14 protein-coding genes are annotated in these 16,222 nt (G+C 63.9%); 10 read left to right on the top strand and 4 right to left on the bottom strand.

Annotated features, from left to right (window positions below; translation table 11 throughout):
- The first annotated feature begins 40 nt into the window (after positions 1-40).
- The 7 genes from LOZ74_RS11820 to LOZ74_RS11790 all read left to right on the top strand — a co-directional run bounded on the left by LOZ74_RS11820 (position 41) and on the right by LOZ74_RS11790 (position 7,921).
- Positions 41-2,245, top strand: a complete 2,205-nt coding sequence (locus tag LOZ74_RS11820) for a TonB-dependent receptor (protein ID WP_230291375.1) — start codon at positions 41-43, stop codon at positions 2,243-2,245.
- Positions 2,220-3,593 carry an MFS transporter gene (locus LOZ74_RS11815; RefSeq protein WP_230291374.1) on the top strand — a complete coding sequence of 458 codons (1,374 nt, stop codon included), beginning with the start codon at positions 2,220-2,222 and terminating at the stop codon, positions 3,591-3,593. Before LOZ74_RS11820 ends, LOZ74_RS11815 begins: the two co-directional genes overlap by 26 nt.
- A 24-nt stretch (positions 3,594-3,617) precedes the next feature.
- Complete coding sequence (locus LOZ74_RS11810; protein WP_230291373.1) at positions 3,618-4,274, top strand: carboxymuconolactone decarboxylase family protein; 657 nt, start codon at positions 3,618-3,620, stop codon at positions 4,272-4,274.
- Between the two features lie 152 nt (positions 4,275-4,426).
- The gene (locus tag LOZ74_RS11805; protein ID WP_230291372.1) at positions 4,427-4,657 is read left to right on the top strand and encodes a lipoyl domain-containing protein; all 231 of its coding nucleotides are present in this window, start codon (positions 4,427-4,429) and stop codon (positions 4,655-4,657) included.
- Between the two features lie 7 nt (positions 4,658-4,664).
- Complete coding sequence (locus tag LOZ74_RS11800) at positions 4,665-5,792, top strand: Gfo/Idh/MocA family protein (RefSeq protein WP_230291371.1); 1,128 nt, start codon at positions 4,665-4,667, stop codon at positions 5,790-5,792.
- Between the two features lie 147 nt (positions 5,793-5,939).
- On the top strand, positions 5,940-6,935 hold the full coding sequence (locus tag LOZ74_RS11795) for a thiamine pyrophosphate-dependent dehydrogenase E1 component subunit alpha (protein WP_230291370.1): 996 nt from the start codon (positions 5,940-5,942) through the stop codon (positions 6,933-6,935).
- On the top strand, positions 6,932-7,921 hold the full coding sequence (locus LOZ74_RS11790; RefSeq protein ID WP_230291369.1) for an alpha-ketoacid dehydrogenase subunit beta: 990 nt from the start codon (positions 6,932-6,934) through the stop codon (positions 7,919-7,921). The genes LOZ74_RS11795 and LOZ74_RS11790 overlap by 4 nt, the downstream gene beginning before the upstream one ends.
- Before the next feature lie 48 nt (positions 7,922-7,969).
- Here LOZ74_RS11790 and LOZ74_RS11785 read toward each other — a convergent pair whose 3' ends face one another.
- Positions 7,970-8,938, bottom strand: a complete 969-nt coding sequence (locus tag LOZ74_RS11785) for an acyl-CoA dehydrogenase (RefSeq protein ID WP_230291368.1) — start codon at positions 8,936-8,938, stop codon at positions 7,970-7,972.
- A complete protein-coding gene (locus LOZ74_RS11780; RefSeq protein WP_230291367.1) occupies positions 8,935-10,119 on the bottom strand; it encodes an acyl-CoA dehydrogenase family protein in 1,185 nt (394 codons plus the stop codon). Before LOZ74_RS11780 ends, LOZ74_RS11785 begins: the two co-directional genes overlap by 4 nt.
- Before the next feature lie 116 nt (positions 10,120-10,235).
- Between LOZ74_RS11780 and LOZ74_RS11775 the strand changes: the two genes are divergently transcribed.
- The gene (locus tag LOZ74_RS11775) at positions 10,236-11,381 is read left to right on the top strand and encodes an acyl-CoA dehydrogenase family protein (RefSeq protein ID WP_230291366.1); all 1,146 of its coding nucleotides are present in this window, start codon (positions 10,236-10,238) and stop codon (positions 11,379-11,381) included.
- Positions 11,381-12,292 carry an acyl-CoA dehydrogenase family protein gene (locus tag LOZ74_RS11770; protein WP_230291365.1) on the top strand — a complete coding sequence of 304 codons (912 nt, stop codon included), beginning with the start codon at positions 11,381-11,383 and terminating at the stop codon, positions 12,290-12,292. Before LOZ74_RS11775 ends, LOZ74_RS11770 begins: the two co-directional genes overlap by 1 nt.
- On the opposite strand, the gene LOZ74_RS11765 is transcribed toward LOZ74_RS11770, so the two are convergent.
- Entirely contained in the window at positions 12,289-13,539 is a 1,251-nt protein-coding gene (locus LOZ74_RS11765) for an MFS transporter (RefSeq protein ID WP_230291364.1), read from the bottom strand. The two genes, LOZ74_RS11770 and LOZ74_RS11765, sit on opposite strands and share 4 nt — an antisense overlap.
- 13 nt (positions 13,540-13,552) lie before the next feature.
- A complete protein-coding gene (locus tag LOZ74_RS11760; RefSeq protein WP_230291363.1) occupies positions 13,553-14,482 on the bottom strand; it encodes an SDR family NAD(P)-dependent oxidoreductase in 930 nt (309 codons plus the stop codon).
- 153 nt (positions 14,483-14,635) lie between these two features.
- On the opposite strand from LOZ74_RS11760, the gene LOZ74_RS11755 reads away from it, so the two are divergent.
- A complete protein-coding gene (locus LOZ74_RS11755) occupies positions 14,636-15,982 on the top strand; it encodes an SRPBCC family protein (protein WP_230291362.1) in 1,347 nt (448 codons plus the stop codon).
- Positions 15,983-16,222 lie beyond the last annotated feature (240 nt).

The raw sequence follows: 16,222 nt of genomic DNA, 5'->3' as shown, positions 1-16,222 counted from the left end.
CGCCCGCCAGCAGGGACATGGCTGTCATCGGGGAGTTTGCATGATGGCCAGACTGGCATTTCTTTTCACGGCATCCGCCATCGCCATGGCGGCGGTTCCCGCATCCGCGCAGGATGCCGCGCCCGCCGACGCAGGCACCGACACCGCGCCATTGATCGTGGTAACCGCGCAGCGGCGCGAGGAAGCGCAGATCGACGTTCCGATCTCGATCACTGCGCTGGACCGCAATGCCCTCGAAACCGCCAATGTGACCGAGCTTTCGGACATCCAGACGGTTTCGCCCGCCTTGCGCTTCGACCGGCAGAGCCAGTTCGTGCAACCCACCATCCGCGGCATCGGCACCAGCATCACCACGGCGGGCGGCGGTTCGAATGTCGGCATCTATGTCGATAATTTCTATTCGCCCAATCCGGCAGAGGCCGATTTCGACCTGCTGAACGTCAATAGCGTGCAGGTTTTGAAAGGGCCGCAGGGCACCTTGTTCGGCCGTAATACCACGGGCGGCGCGATCCTGGTGCAGACCGCCGACCCCAGCTTCCAGCCTGCGGGTGAGTTCCGCGCATCCTATGGCAGCTTTCACCAGCTGCGCACGCAGGCCTATTACAGCAATGGCATCACCGAAAACATCGCTTTCGATGTCGAAGGCGGCTATTCCACCGGCGACGCGTTCCAGCGCAATATCGCCACCGGCGACCGCGACCGGCGTTATCGCAACTGGCAGGTCCGCACCGGACTGCTGTTCGATTTCGGCAGTTTCAGCGCCAAGGCACGGTATCAGCATGTCGAAACCGACGATCCGCGCCCGCTGCTCTACAATATCTATGTCGACGACGATCTGGGCGTGGCCGCGCCCAGCTTTGCGCCGGCGGTGACCTATACCACCGATCCCGATTATTACGCGCCGGGGCAGGACCGCAGCTTTGTCACGACCAATAACGATATCTTCCAACTGACGCTGGAAGCCGATCTGGGCTTTGCCGATCTGGCAAGCTTTACCCAGTATCGCGAACAGGATGTCGATGCCTCGCTCGATCTCGACAAGACGGCGATCACCATCTTCCAGTTCGGCCTGCCGGTCTTCAACAAGACCTTTACGCAGGAATTCCTGCTGACGTCGAAACCCGGATCGCCGCTGCAATATACGGCGGGGCTGTTCTATCTGTTCAATTCGGACCGGTACGAAACTTATGTCGATAATGGCGTGGCGCAGGGCTTCGGCCGTTTCCGCCTTGGCGGATCGGAAGCGCCGACGCGCAGCTATGCCGCGTTCATCGACGCGACCTACGAAGTTACGCCCAGCCTCTTCGTGACGGCGGGCCTGCGCTATGCGCATGATACGATCGAGGATGCCTATTACAACGTGGGCACCGATGAATTCTATGTCGACGATGTAAAGGGCGACAAGTTCACCCCGCGCCTCGTCGTGCGCTATAAGCCAGGCGACAGTTCCAGCATCTATGCCTCTTACGCCAAGGGGTACAAGGCGGCGATCCTCGACGTCGGCGGCTCGTGCCAGAACCCGCCGGACTTTAGCTGTAACGATATCTCGCCCGAGGATGTCGACGCCTTCGAACTGGGCTTCAAGACCGATAATGGCGCGCTGAGCTTCGAGGCGGCGGCGTTCTATTACGACTACAAGAACCTTCAGGTATCGCTGTTCACCGATGACGGGCGCGCCGCGATCATCAATGCCGCGCAGTCGGAAATCTATGGTCTGGAAGGGGCAGTCGCGCTTGATCTGGGCAGCGGGTTCTCGTTCAATGCAGGCGGGGCCTATGTGCACGGCCGCTATACCGAATTCCCCGGCGCGCCGGTCTATACGCCCTGTGCCGATTTCGGTCCGGAAGCGGCGGCGGCCTGCGCGGCGAACGGCATTTCCTATCAGGCGGTGCCGACCGATCTGGAAGATGTCGACATGCAGCGCACGCCCGAATTTACCGGCAATATCGGTGCGCGCTATGAAGTCGATCTGGGGGGCGGCAGCCTCGCCCTCTCGGGCAATCTCTATTACACCTCGTCCTTCTTTTTCGGCCCGTCGGGTACCCAGTTCAAGGGCGGCGATTACGAGGTGCTGGCCCTGCGCGGCGAATGGAGCGATCCCGACGACCGCTTCTTCGTGGCGCTGTTCGGCGATAATGTGACCGACAGCCGCTATGTGAACCAGGTGCAATATAACAGCTTTGCCATGGGCGCGACATGGAGCCAGCCGCGCAGCTGGGGTGTCGAAGTCGGTTACCGGTACTGATCGCGTGCATATCGCGGCAGAGGACGGCGGCAGGCCGCAGGCAGAGGTGGCGGGTCTGCCGTCGATGGCCTATCGCGCCTATGTTCTGGCGCTGCTGACCGTGATTTCCGCGATCAGCGCGGTGGACCGGCAAATCCTCGACATATTGGTCGAACCGATCCGCGCCGAATTCGGCCTGTCCGACGGGCAATTGGGCGCGTTGAACGGCATTGCCTATGCAGGCGTCTATGCGCTGGCGGTGATCCCGCTGGCCTGTCTGGCCGACCGCTATCCGCGCAGGCTGGTGATCGCCCTGGGCGTGTTTTTGTGGAGCCTTGCCACCACCGTTTCCAGCGTGGCGCGCAACTTCACCTTTCTGTTCGTGGCGCGCATGGGCGTGGGGCTGGGCGAGGCGGGGCTGAGCTCTCCCGGTCCGGCGCTGCTGAGCGATCTGTTCCCCCGACACCAGCGCGGGACCGTGACCTCGATCTATATGACCGGCCCTGCCATCGGCATGGGACTTGCCTATGCCATCGGCGGCTATGTGGTCGAGGCGCATGGCTGGCGATCGGCCTTTCTGGTCGCGGGCGTGCCGGGGCTGATCCTTGCGCCGCTGTTCTATCTGACGGTCAGGAATTTTCCCAAGGGGCTTGCCGACGGATTGACCAAAGACCCGCCGCAACCGGGCTTTATGCGCACGATCAAGGCGATCGCGGGGCTGCGCACGATCCTCTGGATGATCGTCGGGCTCGCCTTTCTGGCGCTGATGGTGAACGGGCTCCTGCGCTGGATACCCGCATTCCTGACGCGCACCCATGGCATCGATCCGGTGGAATTCGGCGCGTGGCTGGGCACGGCGGTCGGCACGGGCAGTTTCGTGGGCCATCTGGTCGGCGGTCCGCTGGCCGATTTCGTCGGGCGCAAGGATATGCGCCGGCAAATGGGCATCGGCATGATCGCCTGCATCGGCGCGGCGCTGACCATCTGGGCGATGTTCAATGTCCAGTCGCTAAACGTGTTTTATGGTCTGGCGGGCGTGCTGTCTTTCACTGGCGGCATATTCGCCGCGCCGCTGATCATGGTTTGCACCACGCTGCCGCCCGTGTGGGCGCGCGCGACCACGGCGGCGATCACGCTGATGGCGGTCTATCTGGTCGGATATGGCCTTGGCCCCGCCGTGATCGGCATGGTCAGCGATCTGCTGATGCCGCAATTCGGCGAGGGGTCGCTGCGCATGGCTTTGCTGTGCAGCACCGTGCTCGCCATTCCGGCCATCGCCTGTTTCTGGATGGCCGCGCGCCATTACCGTCAGGATCTTGAAACCAGCGCCGCGCAGCTGGCCCGCGATGCCGCCGCGTCCCGTGATTGAGCCTGTAGTGCACGAGAGAGTGATATGACCGACACGAAACGCCGCATCCCCAACCTTCCGCGCGAGGAATGGACCGACCCCGCGCGCGAGGTTTTCGCGTTCTGGGGAGAGCCCGATGCATGGGAGCAGGGGTCGCGCACCAATATCATGATGGTGCTGGCGAACCATCCGGCAATGGCCACGCCCTATAACCAATGGTCCAAGCACCTTTTGATGACCAACACCCTGTCCACCCGCGCGCTGGAACTGCTGATCCTGCGTGTCGCGTGGCGGGTGAAGAGCGCTTATGAATGGCACAACCATGTCGGATACGGGCTGAATGCGGGGCTGACGCTGGAGGATATCGGCGCGATCCGCGATTACCCTTCGGATGCCGACCGCTGGGCCGAGGAAGACCGGCTGGTGCTTGCCGCCGTGGACGAGCTGATGGACGACAATGTCCTGTCCGATGCGACATGGGCGGGGCTGTCGAAGCATTACAACCGGCAGCAGATGATGGATCTGGTCATGTCGATCGGCCATTACGTGATGACCAGCTGGGCGATTTCGTCGTTCGGCGTGCCGATAGAGGGCGATGTCGATCCCATCGGTTTCGATCTGAAATCGGCAGGAGGCGAGGGGCCAAGGCGCACCTTTAAGCCGGGCGAGGTCGACGACTGGGCCGAACAGAACCGCAGCTGATCGCTGCGCCCCTTTTTTCCGCCGTCCAGTTCCCCGCCCGCACGCCTGTTCACGCATCGCCCGACCGATCAAATCGCCGGGTGGCTATCGCGCAATTGCGGGTATCGCACGCCAGCGGCACAACGGGACCGAACATTCCCGGAGACGCAATAATGGCAACCGATATCATCTTTCCCAAGATCGGCTTTTCGATGACCGAAGGGCAGATCGCCGAATGGTCCTATGCCGACGGCGAACAGGTGACCGAAGGCGAGACCCTGTTCCTGCTGGAAGCCGATAAATCGACCAACGAGGTCGAGGCCCCCGCCAGCGGCACATTGTCGATCAAGGTCCAGCCTGGCGAAACCGTTCAGGTCGGCACAATCGTCGGCACCATCGGGTAATCGCGTCATGGTGCTGAAGGTCGGTATCGTTGGCGCCGCATGGGGCGGCATGGCGCATTTGCCCGCGTGGCGTTCGCTGCCGGGTGTCGAGGTGACGGCCATCTGCACCTCGCGCGAGGAGACGGCGCGCGCCGCGGCGGAAAAGCTGGGGGTTGAGCGGGCATTCTGGGACGCGCACGAGATGTGCGCCGATCCCGATATCGATATCGTCGATCTGGGCACGCGACCCAATTTCCGCCTGCCATGGCTGGAAACGGCGCTGGCGCATGGCAAGCATGTCTATAATGCCTCTCCCCATGCGCCCGGCTGGGAAGGGGCCAAGGCCATCGATGCCGCCTGGCGCAAGGGCGGTTCCACGGGCGTGGTCGATGCGTTCATCGAATATGTCCCCGCCGTGCGCCGCCAGATCGAGCTGGTGCGCGAAGGCTATATCGGCACGCCGATCGGCGGGACATGCCACCTTAATATCTCGCTGTTCAACCGGGCGTCAAAACAGTTTCCCTATAACTGGTTCGCGCGCGGCGATGCCGGTGTTTCGGGGCTGCGCAATAATGGCAGTCACGCGCTCTATCCCTTGTTGAAAATGCTGGGTCCGGTCGCGGAAATCGTGGCGGACGACCGGCAGGTCCTGCCCGAGTGGGTGTACGAGGATGGCGAGACGGTCAAACCCGAAACGACCGACACGGGCAATGCCATGCTGCGCTTTGCCAGCGGTGCGGTGATGCAGCTTCGCGCGGGTTGGGCGATGACCATGCACGATGGGTGGCTGCTCGACATTTACGGCACCGAAGGGCGGCTGGTCAGCCGTTCGCCTACCTTCCCCAGCGCGCAGGAGTGCACTCTGTCGGGCCTGCGCGCCGCGGACAAACCCAATCCCCACGCGCCGACCGAATTGCAACCCCTCGACATTCCCGATGGGTTCCTGCGCGAGGATGGCGTGGGCATCGATGCCGCTTTCCCGATCCCGCCCTGCTTCCCCATGGCGCTGGCGATGAAGCGCATGGTCGCCGCCATCGAAGGCGATGGCGATGCCGCGCCCGATTTCGCCCGCGCGCTGGAGGTGGAACGCTGTCAGGAAGCGATGCGCCGGTCGCAGGCCGAAGGGCGCTGGGTCGCATTGGCCGATGTCGTTTAGGCTGATAGAAAAGGGCGTTAATTCAGTAATCTAGACCTATTTCTTCCGCGCCACGTTCAGATATCGCCGTGGCGCAGCGCCTCTCGTTGACCTTGGGCGGACAGGCCGCGACAGTCGACCGAACGCATGAAGCGAGAGAGGTTCTCCATGACTCAAGCGAGTAACGCCCGGCAGCCGGATTCGGCCGCACTTACCGATATTTTCCGCAGGATGCTGCGGGTTGAACGCAACGACGACGCGATCCTGTCGACCATCCGCAAGGGGCGTCTGCAAATGCCCTATTACTCGGCGCGCGGTCAGGAAGTGATCCCGGCGACAATCTCGCATTTCCTGTCGGACGAGGATCAGATCTGCACGATCTATCGCGGCATTCAGGACATGGTGGCCAAGGACATGCCGCTAAAGCCTCTTTGGGCAGAGATCGCCGGCCGTGTCGACGGCACTTGCAAGGGCAAGGGCGGGCCGATGCACCTGACGCATCCGCCCACGGGCGTGATGGTGACGACGGGCGTGGTGGGTTCGTCCATGCCGATCGCCAACGGTCTTGGCTGGGCGGCAAAGCTTGACGGATCGAAGCGGGTCGTCATCGCCTATTTCGGGGATGGCGCGTCCAATATCGGCGCGTTCCACGAATCGCTGAACCTCGCCTCGCTGTGGAAACTGCCGGTGATCTTCGTCTGCCCGAACAATGGCTATGCCGAACACACCAGCTTTGAAAACGGCACCTCGGTCGACCGGATTTCCAAGCGCGCCATCGGCTATGGCATGCCGGGCTTTACCGTCGACGGCAATGATCCGTGGGACATGTACGCCCATGTCTCCGCCGCCATCGACCGCGCGCGCGAGGGTGAAGGGCCGACCTTGCTGGAATGCAAGACCTTCCGCTTTTACGGCCATGTTCTGGGCGACGACAATAAATACATGGCCGAAGGCGAACTGGCCAAGGCGATGGAAAACGATCCGCTGCCCAAATTCCGCCAGCGCCTGATCGACGACGGCGTGATGACCGAGGCGCAACAGGCCGAGATGCAGGAAAAGATCGAGGCGGAAGTCGCCGAAGCGCGCGAATTCGGCCTCGCCAGCGAATTGCCGTCGGTGGACGAAATCCGCCGCGATGTATTTGAACAGGAGATCGGGGCATGAGCACCGCAGTCAAGATGAACAGCCTGCAGGCCGTGAACGCCGCGCTGCATCAGGCGATGGCGGCGGACGACAAGGTGATCGTGCTGGGCGAGGATGTGGCCGATAACGAAGGCGGCGGCGTCACCGGCGCGACCAAGGGGCTTTCGACCGCATTCGGCACCGACCGCGTCAAATCGACGCCGATTTCCGAACAGGCGATCATCGGCGCGGCCATCGGCGCCTCGCTGGCGGGATACAAGCCGGTGGCAGAAATCATGCTGATGAATTTCACCACCGTCGCCATGGACATGATCTTCAACCATGCCGCCAAGCTGCGCTTTATGTCGGGCGGGCAGACATCGGTGCCGATCACGATCCGCACGCTGACCGGCGCGGGCTGGCAGACGGCGGGGCAGCATGCCGACCACCTGGAAGGCTGGTATGCGCATGCGGCGGGCATCAAGGTGGTCGCCCCGTCCAATCCGGTCGATTACAAGGGGCTGCTGCTGTCCTGTATCGACGATCCCGATCCGTGCATCTTTATCGAAAGCGCCGGTTCGCTGTTCGTGCCCGCCGATGTGCCCGAGGATCAGGGACCGATCCCGCTGGGCAAGGCCAAAATTGTTCAGGAAGGCACCGATCTGACGCTGGTCACATGGTCCAGCCAGACCGTCCGCGCGATGATGGCGCTGCCCGCCTTTGCCGAGGCTGGCATTTCGGTCGAGCTGATCGACCTGCGCACGGTTTCGCCGTGGGATCGCGATACGGTCTATGCCTCGGTCGAAAAGACGGGACGCTTGCTGGTCGCGCATGAAGCAGTGCGCGATTTCGGTCCGGGCGCGGAAATCGCCGCCAGCGTGGCCGAGGAGATGTTCGCCAAGCTCAAGGCACCGGTGCGCCGTCTTGGCGCGCCCAAATGTCCGGTGCCGTTCGCCAAGGTTCTGGAAGATGCCTATATCGTGCAGCCCGACCAGATGGTCGCGGCGGCCAAGACGATGATGGGATAGAGGGAAGGGGCCGCCCGCAATGCAGGCGGCCCTTTTCATGACGGGCGATCAGGCGGGTTCGGCCAACAGGCTGCGGCCCGCCTTTTCGTTCCAATAGGCTGCGTTCCCGCCCAATTCGCGGTTCAGGAATGCGCGTTTCAGGAACAGATGCACGGGATATTCCACGGTTAGCCCGATGCCGCCGTGAAACTGCACCGCTTCTTCGGCGACCTGCTTGTACACTTCGGCGCAATGCGCCTTCATTGCGCCTGTCGCCAGCAAACCGGCATCGCAGCGTGCGTCATACAGGGCCGTCGCTGTTTCGATGGCGGCCTTCATGTCCGCTGCGCGATGCTTCAGCGCCTGGAACATGGCGAGAGGCCGGTCGAACTGCCGCCGCGTGCCCAGATAATCGACGGCCATCGTCAGCACCGCGCCCGCGCCGCCCAGCGCATCGCCCGCCAGCGCCAGCGCAAGCAGCGCATCGATCCGCGCTGTCAGGGCCGCTGCCCTGTCGCCGGTCGCCAGCACGATGCGCGCTGCGCCCGATGCCGGACGCACGTTGAACAGGCGGCGGGTCTTGTCCCACGTCTCGAACGCCTCCAGCGATGCTCCGTCAAGCGACACCAGCGCAACTTCGTCCGCGCCGCGCAGCAGCATGTGACCTGCCTTGTCGGCATCGGGCACCGCCAATGCCCCATCGGCGCCGATCGCCAGCGACGCGGTCAGCAATTCGCCCGCCATCGCGCTTTCCAGCATGTCGTCGCGCCCGTCGAAAGGGTCGCTGCCGACCAGCGCCTCGACCGACAGGAACTGCGCCAGCATCGCGCCGGGTACCAGCGCACGACCCAGCTGGGTGAAAATCACCGCCAGATCGGCGCGTTCGAGCCCCAGCCCGCCCATATCTTCGGGCACGCCCGCCATGAACCAGCCCAGCTCGGCCACTTGCGCCCACGCCGCATCGCCGTCGCGCACCGCTTCCCAATCGGGAAAGACCTTGCGCGCGCTGTCCTCCAGCTCGGTCCGCATCGCGCTCATTGTCCGGCCTCCACCATCCATGTTTTCGGCTCGCGCGGCATCCCCAGCATGCGTTCGGCGATGATGTTGCGCTGCACCTCGTCGCTTCCGCCGGCGATGGTCCACGCATAGCTGTTCATGAAATCCGCCATCCAGTTGCCGCTGTTCAGATCGCCAAACGTAATCGGCGTGTGCATTTGCCCAGAAAGTCCGGACAAATTAACGCCGAGATCGGCCCATGCACGCAGGCAGCGCGAATAGGCAAGCTTTACGATCGATGCGTCGCCGATCTGCTCGTCGTCATCCATCCGTTTCTGCAGGAAACGGTCGGCCAGCGCGCTGACCGCATCGACCCGCGTGCAGAGCGCGCCCAGATCGCGCAGCACGCCGCGATCGTCGGCCAGGCCCGTTCCCGCGACCTCGCCCGTCAACAACCGCATCGCCCCGCGCATGCGATAGGACAGTTCCATCAGGGTCAGACCGCGTTCCGATGCAAGGGTCGCCTGCGCCACGGCCCAGCCCGCACCCTCTTCGCCCACGCGCTGGCTGACGGGGATTTCCACTTCGTCCAGAAAGATTTCGGCGAATTCTTCGTCGCCCTGAATCTGGTGGATCGGCCGCACGGTCACGCCCGGCAGTTTCATGTCCATCAGCAGAAACGTGATCCCCGCCTGCTTCGCCTTTTCGGTCGAGGTGCGCACCAGCAGCAGGCACATATCGGCATATTGCGCCATGGTGGACCAGATTTTCTGCCCCGATACGACATAGGTGTCGCCCCGTCGCTCCGCCTTGGTGCGGATGGCGGCAAGGTCCGATCCGGCATTGGGCTCTGAAAAGCCCTGGCACCATGTTTCGCCTTGCAGGATGCGCGGCAGGTAATGGTCGCGCTGCTCTGCGCTGGCGCATTCCATCAGCGTCGCGGCGGCGTGATAGGTTGAGACGAAGGAAAGCAGCAGGCGCGGCGTATCGGCCTTGGCCAGTTCCTCGTAGATCACTTTCTGTTCGGCCAGCGACCTGCCGCCGCCGGGCCATTCGGCCGGCCAGTGCGGCACGGCATATTCCGCATCGGCCAGCTTGCGGAACCAGCCGCGTTGCGATGCCACGAAATCCTCATGCGTGGCGGCGGCGCGCCAGTCTGATGGTGCGTTTGCGGCGATCCATTGGCGTATTTCCGCCCTGAACTGGTCCAGTTTGTCACTCATATGCGTAGCCTAGGCCCCATTCGCGGGCATGCCATCAAGCCCGCCGTCGCGATATCGACGGCGCGATGCGGCATTTGCCCTGTTCTCGCGATCCATGTCGCGCTAACACCTAGCCTATGAAATTTGACTGGACAAATGAAGAGCAGGAATTTCGCCAACGCCTGCGCGATTTTCTGGCCGCGACGCTTCCCGACGACTGGGAGCGTTTTTCGCAGCACGGTCCCGCATCGCCCGCGCTGACCCGCTATGCCGAAACATTTTGCGGCACGCTGGCGGAACAGCAATTGCTGACCCCGCACTGGCCCGTGGACATCGGCGGGCAAGGGCAGGACCCGTGGCACCAGACCATTCTGGCCGAGGAGATGTGGATCGCGGGCGAACCGCGCGGCGGCCAGTATATGAACGTCAACTGGATCGGCCCCACGATCATCAAATACGGCACCGACGAACAGCGCGAGCGCTATCTGCCGCCGATCGCCGAAGGGCGGGCGCTGTGGTGTCAGGGTTTTTCCGAACCCGGATCGGGGTCGGATCTTGCCTCTTTGCGCACGCGCGCGGTGCCCGACGGTGACGATTACGTGGTCAACGGGCAGAAGATCTGGACCAGCTATGCAGGGCTGGCCGACACCTGTTTCCTGCTGTGCCGCACCAGCGACGACCGCAAGCGCGGCATTACGATCCTGCTGGTGCCGATGGACACGCCGGGGATTACCGTGCGGCAGATCCCCTCGATCATTGGCGAGGGCGATATTCACGAGGTGTTTTTCGACGACATGCGCGTGCCCGCCAGCGCCCGGCTGGGCGAGGAAGGGCAGGCGTGGGAGATCATCGCCTATTCGCTTCGCAACGAAAGGCTGGGCATTCCGCGCTATTCGCTGGCGCGCGCGGCGCTGGACCGTGCGGTGTCCGTCCTGCAGGAACGCGGCGAGTTCGTGCGTGAAGCCGTACGGATCGAAGCGGCGGAAGCAGCGGCCCTCTGCGAGGCGGCGAAGCTGGCCAGCTATGCCATCGTCACCCGGCGCGCCGATGGCGAGAATATCGGGCAGGAAAGCTCTTCGGCCCGTTTCGCCACGGTGATGTGCGAGCGCCGCGTGGCCGAATTCATCGTCGAACATCTGCCCGAGGCGCTGGCCGACGCGCATCCCTATCTGAAGATGCACCATCAGCGCGGCATCGTGGCGGGGATCGCGGCGGGGGCCGCCGAAATCCAGTTGAATATCATTGCCAGCGACGTGCTTGGCCTGCCGAGGGAGCCGCGCTGATGTATGTGGGTTTGAGCGAGGATCAGCGTGCCATTCTGGATGCGCTCGACGCCTTGGCACGGCCTTGGCAGGATGCGCCGGTGCATGATGCGCCGCTGGTCGCGACCAGCGCCGAGTTCGAGGCCGCGCTGGGCGAGGGGGGCTTTCTGGATGTCGCCGCCGATCCCGATCTGGGCACGGCGACGGCGGCAGTGGTGGTCGAACGGCTGGCCCGCCTGCCCTTTGCGGTCGAGGCGGCGGCGCGGGCGTTTTTCGGCCCTGTCATCGGGGGTACAGCCAGCCCGGTCTGCCTGATCGATGGCACGCGCACGCCGCGCATGGTGCGCCATCTGACGGCGGGGGCGACCGTTATCGTGGTGGAGGATGCGGGCGTCACCTGCTTTACCGCCAGCGACAGCCAGTTGCGGGCCGAACCGGAAAGCCTGTTCGCTTTTCCCATGGCGACCCTGCTGGATATTCCCGCTCAACGCGCCGCCCTGACCATCACGCCTGACGAGGCGCGCACCCGCTGGCGGGCGGCTGTTGCGGCGGAAGCAGCGGGGCTGCTCGCGGCGGCGCTGGCCAGCACATGCAGCCATCTGTCCGAGCGCGAGCAGTTCGGCCGCAAGCTGGCGACGTTCCAAGCGCTTCGCCACCGTCTGGCAGAGGCGCAGGTGCGCACCAACGGGCTTTACTGGATGGCGATGAAGGCCGCTGCCACGCTTGACCCGGCCGATGCCGCGATGGCCGTGTGGCATGCGCAGGAATCGGCGCGCGTGTGCGTCTATGACTTCCACCAGTTCCTGGGCGCGATGGGCATGACGCTGGAACACCCGCTGCATTTCTGGACCTATCGCCTGAAGGCTCTGGTCGGAGAGCTGGGCGGGCGGGGCGCCAATGCCGCCGCCGCCGCCGATGCGATCTGGGGCTAGGCCGGATTGTCCGCCTTGCTGTGGCCGAATTTCGGTTGCGGCAGGCTGATCACCAGAAGGCTGGCCGCCACCATCAGCCCGATGGTGAGGTAGAGGAAGCTGTTATAGCCGCCCGTCCGGTCATAGACAGCCGCCGCGCCGAGCGGTCCGAGCGCGGTCCCGATGGATAGCGCGACCAGCATGCCGCCATAAAGCGCGCCGAACGCCTTCAACCCGAAGTGCCGCGTGGCGAGATAGACGATCACATCCACCTCTGCCCCCAGAGTGAGGCCGACCAGAACCGCCACCGCCGCCGCCCCGTCCGCGCCCGCCAATAACAGGATGATGCTGGCGACGACCGGCAACAGAAAGATGATCGCGCCCACTTTCGATGCGGCGAACCGGTCGAGCAGGAACCCCGTCGCCAGCCGCCCGACAATCGAACACAACCCGATGATCGAGGCGAGACCCGCCGCGCTTTGCGCGCCGAGCCCCGCATCGGTCAGGATCGGCACGAAATGCACCACCAGCGCCAGAATGGTGAAGGTGAACAGCAGGCTGGCCAGCAACAGGCGGATATAGATCGAGGATTTCAGCCCTTCCAGAAAGCCGACTCCTTCCATGATGGCGCGCTCTTCGGCGGCGGCGAGTGCCTGTTCGGCGGTCTGCTTGCGCCGGTCATGCGCGCCGCGGAACAGCAGGATCACGACCGGCCATGCGATCGCCAGCCAGATCAGCGATTGCCACGCCATGGCGGTCTGCCACCCGTGGCTGGCGATCAGCCTTGCCCCCATCCACGGGAACAGCGCCGCCGCGACCGATGCGCCGCATAAGGTGATCGCAAAGGCAAAGCCGCGCGAATGTTCGAACCGGCTGGCGACGGCGGCGGTCCAGATCGTCGCCTGCGCCGGCAATGTGGCGAATGCCATCAGCACCCACAGCCCGTACCATTGCAGGTCGCTGCCACTGGCAGTGCCCAGAACGGCAAAGCCCGCACAGGTGAGCGGGACGCCCACCAGCCCCAGCACGCGCGGTCCGATCCGGTCGACCATGATGCCGATGGGAATGCCGAACACGGCCTGGATCAGCGTGGCGATGGTGATGCCAAATGTGGTGGTGGCGCGCGACCAGCCAAAGCTTTCGCTGATCGGTTCGATATACACGCCCAGCCCGTAAATATGGATCACGCTGGTCGCATATCCCAGCGCTCCGGCCAGCGGCACACCCCAATAGGCTTTCCATTCCGCGCGCGCCGTCGTCGGATGCATCGACCGTCTCCCCTCAGCCCTGTGCGGCCAGTTTCTCGCGTTCCGCCTTGGCCATTTCGAAGCTGGAGCCGAGATGGACCAGATAGCCGTTGAGGCCCAGATTCTTCAGCGTGGCCGGATCGCCGATCTCGTCCATGCGAGCGGCGACCTGCTCGACCGTCCATTCGGGCTGGAACACGCCTTCGGTTTCCAGAATGTCGATCCTGGCCATGCGCCCGCCGATGGCGACCAGCGCCTCGCCCGACAATTCGCAATCCTCATGCGCCAGCCAGCCGACCATGGGCGCGACCAGTTCGGGGCCCAGCGGCGGATATTGCGACGTGTCGAGCCCGTCGGCCATGCGGGTCATCGCGCCGGGCAGGATCAGATTGCTGCGGATATTATGCGCTTCGCCCTCCAGCGCGATCACGTTGGACAGGCCGATCATGCCCGATTTCGACACCGAATAATTCACGCAGCGCTTGTTGCCGTAAAACCCGCCGATCGACGATGTCAGCACGACCCGCCCGTAATCCTGCGCCTTCATATGGGGAAAGCTGGCGCGGACCAGATAGAACGCGCCCATCAGATGCACGTCGAGGACGGAGTGGAAATCCTCGATACTGATCTCGTCCAGCGCGCCATACCGGACATTGCCCGCATTATGGACCAGTATGTCGATCCGGCCGAAATGGCGGATCGCCGCATCGATGATGGCCGCCGCGCCTTCGGGGGTGGCGACGCTGTCGGTGCTGGCCACCGCCTCGCCGCCGGCATCGCGGATTTCGTTGACGACCTGCTGCGCGGGGCCTTCGTCCTCGCCCTCGCCTAGGATCGCGCTGCCATTGTCGTTCACGACCACTTTCGCGCCGCGGCGGGCCAGCAGCAGCGCATAATCGCGGCCCAGCCCGCGACCGGCACCGCTGATTACGGCCACGCGGCCGTCATAGCGCAATTCGTCCATCGTCCTCTCCAATATCGTCCCCCGATGGCTAGGCGTTGCGGGGGCGGGCGCGCAATTTGCCTGCGCCGCTTTCGCCGGGGCGATGGAGAACGGCTTGTTTTGCGGCGGAGCGGTCAAGCGCGCAAAATTGCCTGCATGGGAAAGGACACTTCTATGCAGACCGATCTGGACCAGCCCGATATCAGCAAGCCGGTCGTCGTTCCGGCAGAGGCCTATATCTCGCCCGAATATGCGCGGGCGGAGCAGGACCGCCTCTGGCGCAAGGTCTGGCTTCAGGCGGGCCGGATCGAGGATATTCCCGAAACCGGCGATTTCATCACCTATGACATCGGCCCCGATTCGATCCTGATCACGCGCACCGCGCCCGACCGGGTCGAGGCGCGCTTTAACGTGTGCCCCCATCGCGGACGGCGGCTGGTCGATACGCCTGCGGGCAAACGCAATGCATCGGGGCAGGCGCGCGGCTTTATCTGCGGCTATCACGGGTGGAGCTTCGCGCTGGACGGCACCAATACGCATGTCCCGCACGAAGACGACTGGCAGGGATCGCTGTGCGATGGCCGCGCCGATCTGACGCCGGTGCGGGCCGGATTGTGGGGCGGCTGGATCTGGATCAGCATGGACCCCGATGGAGAGAACCTGGAGGATTATCTGGGCGTGATCCCCGACATGCTCGACCCCTATCAGTTGCAGAACATGCGGGCGCGCTGGCGCAAGTGGATCGTGTTTGAATGCAACTGGAAGGTCGCGATGGAAGCGTTCTGCGAAACCTATCACGTCGCCACCACCCATCCCGAATTCAACGCGTTCGGCCAGTTCCGCGGCTGGGCGCGTAATCAGGGGCTGCATTCGCATATCGGCTATGAAGCGCCCAAGGACATGGAGGAAGACGCGGGCAAATTGCGCGTCGGCACCGGCGATGCGCGGCTTTCGACCGCCGAAATGCAGCGCTTCACATGGGAAAACGCCAATACCAACACGACCATGACCATGGTGCGCGCGGCCGAACGGCTGGCCGAGGAACTGCCCGAGGGCACGCCGCCCGCCGAGGTTTCGGCCCACTGGATCAAATCGTCGCGAGAGGCGGATGCCGCGCGCGGCGTGAACTGGCCGGTCGTGCCCCCGTCGCATACGGCGCAGGCGGGCACGGCGTGGCAGGTGTTCCCCAATTTCCAGATCGGGCAGGCGGTGAACAACATGCTCTGCTATGCCGCGCGGCCCTATGGCACCGATCCCGACAAATGCATTTTCGAGGCTGCGGTGTACGAGCTCTATCCCGAAGGCGAAGCGCCCGCGACCGAATGGGAATATACCGAGCCGCATGAATGGCCGCCGGTGCTGCAACAGGATTTCGGCAATATGGCCGCCGTACAGCAGGGCATGAAAAACGCCGGTTTCCGCGGCGCGCAGCCCAACCCCTATATGGAACGCGCAGTGGCCAGCCTGCATCGCAATCTGGCGCGGTACATGGATGCGGGGATGCCCGAACAGTCGGAATAGGCGCGGATCGCAGCCTGCCAAAGGTGACAAAGGTGACACGTTGTAACCTGCTGTCACCTGTCCGCAGACGGCAGAATTGCGCGGTTTTCGCGCCTGAGCCCGCGCGGACAATATGCGGCGGGATTCGACGATGGGAAAGAGCCTGTCGTTCCTTCGCTATCCCGTTCGAGCGGTGTAGGACAGGCCATTCTGCGCATCTGCGTGCTGAGCGCCGCACATGATGAAAAGGGCGGCGCGGAC

Source organism: Croceicoccus sp. Ery5 (assembly GCF_020985325.1).
GTDB lineage: Bacteria > Pseudomonadota > Alphaproteobacteria > Sphingomonadales > Sphingomonadaceae > Croceicoccus.
The sequence above is the reverse complement of the archived record's forward strand: the minus strand, read 5'-3'. Positions and strand labels throughout refer to the sequence as shown.

Bases quoted from the DNA above. Each gene is read 5' to 3' on its own strand.
- LOZ74_RS11760 (WP_230291363.1), bottom strand. From the start codon at position 14,482: ATGGACGAATTGCGCTATGACGGCCGCGTGGCCGTAATCAGCGGTGCC.
- LOZ74_RS11805 (WP_230291372.1), top strand. From the start codon at position 4,427: ATGGCAACCGATATCATCTTTCCCAAGATCGGCTTTTCGATGACCGAA.
- LOZ74_RS11755 (WP_230291362.1), top strand. From the start codon at position 14,636: ATGCAGACCGATCTGGACCAGCCCGATATCAGCAAGCCGGTCGTCGTT.
- LOZ74_RS11775 (WP_230291366.1), top strand. From the start codon at position 10,236: ATGAAATTTGACTGGACAAATGAAGAGCAGGAATTTCGCCAACGCCTG.
- LOZ74_RS11820 (WP_230291375.1), top strand. From the start codon at position 41: ATGATGGCCAGACTGGCATTTCTTTTCACGGCATCCGCCATCGCCATG.
- LOZ74_RS11770 (WP_230291365.1), top strand. From the start codon at position 11,381: ATGTATGTGGGTTTGAGCGAGGATCAGCGTGCCATTCTGGATGCGCTC.
- LOZ74_RS11810 (WP_230291373.1), top strand. From the start codon at position 3,618: ATGACCGACACGAAACGCCGCATCCCCAACCTTCCGCGCGAGGAATGG.
- LOZ74_RS11785 (WP_230291368.1), bottom strand. From the start codon at position 8,938: ATGAGCGCGATGCGGACCGAGCTGGAGGACAGCGCGCGCAAGGTCTTT.
- LOZ74_RS11765 (WP_230291364.1), bottom strand. From the start codon at position 13,539: ATGCATCCGACGACGGCGCGCGCGGAATGGAAAGCCTATTGGGGTGTG.
- LOZ74_RS11795 (WP_230291370.1), top strand. From the start codon at position 5,940: ATGACTCAAGCGAGTAACGCCCGGCAGCCGGATTCGGCCGCACTTACC.
- LOZ74_RS11780 (WP_230291367.1), bottom strand. From the start codon at position 10,119: ATGAGTGACAAACTGGACCAGTTCAGGGCGGAAATACGCCAATGGATC.
- LOZ74_RS11800 (WP_230291371.1), top strand. From the start codon at position 4,665: ATGGTGCTGAAGGTCGGTATCGTTGGCGCCGCATGGGGCGGCATGGCG.
- LOZ74_RS11790 (WP_230291369.1), top strand. From the start codon at position 6,932: ATGAGCACCGCAGTCAAGATGAACAGCCTGCAGGCCGTGAACGCCGCG.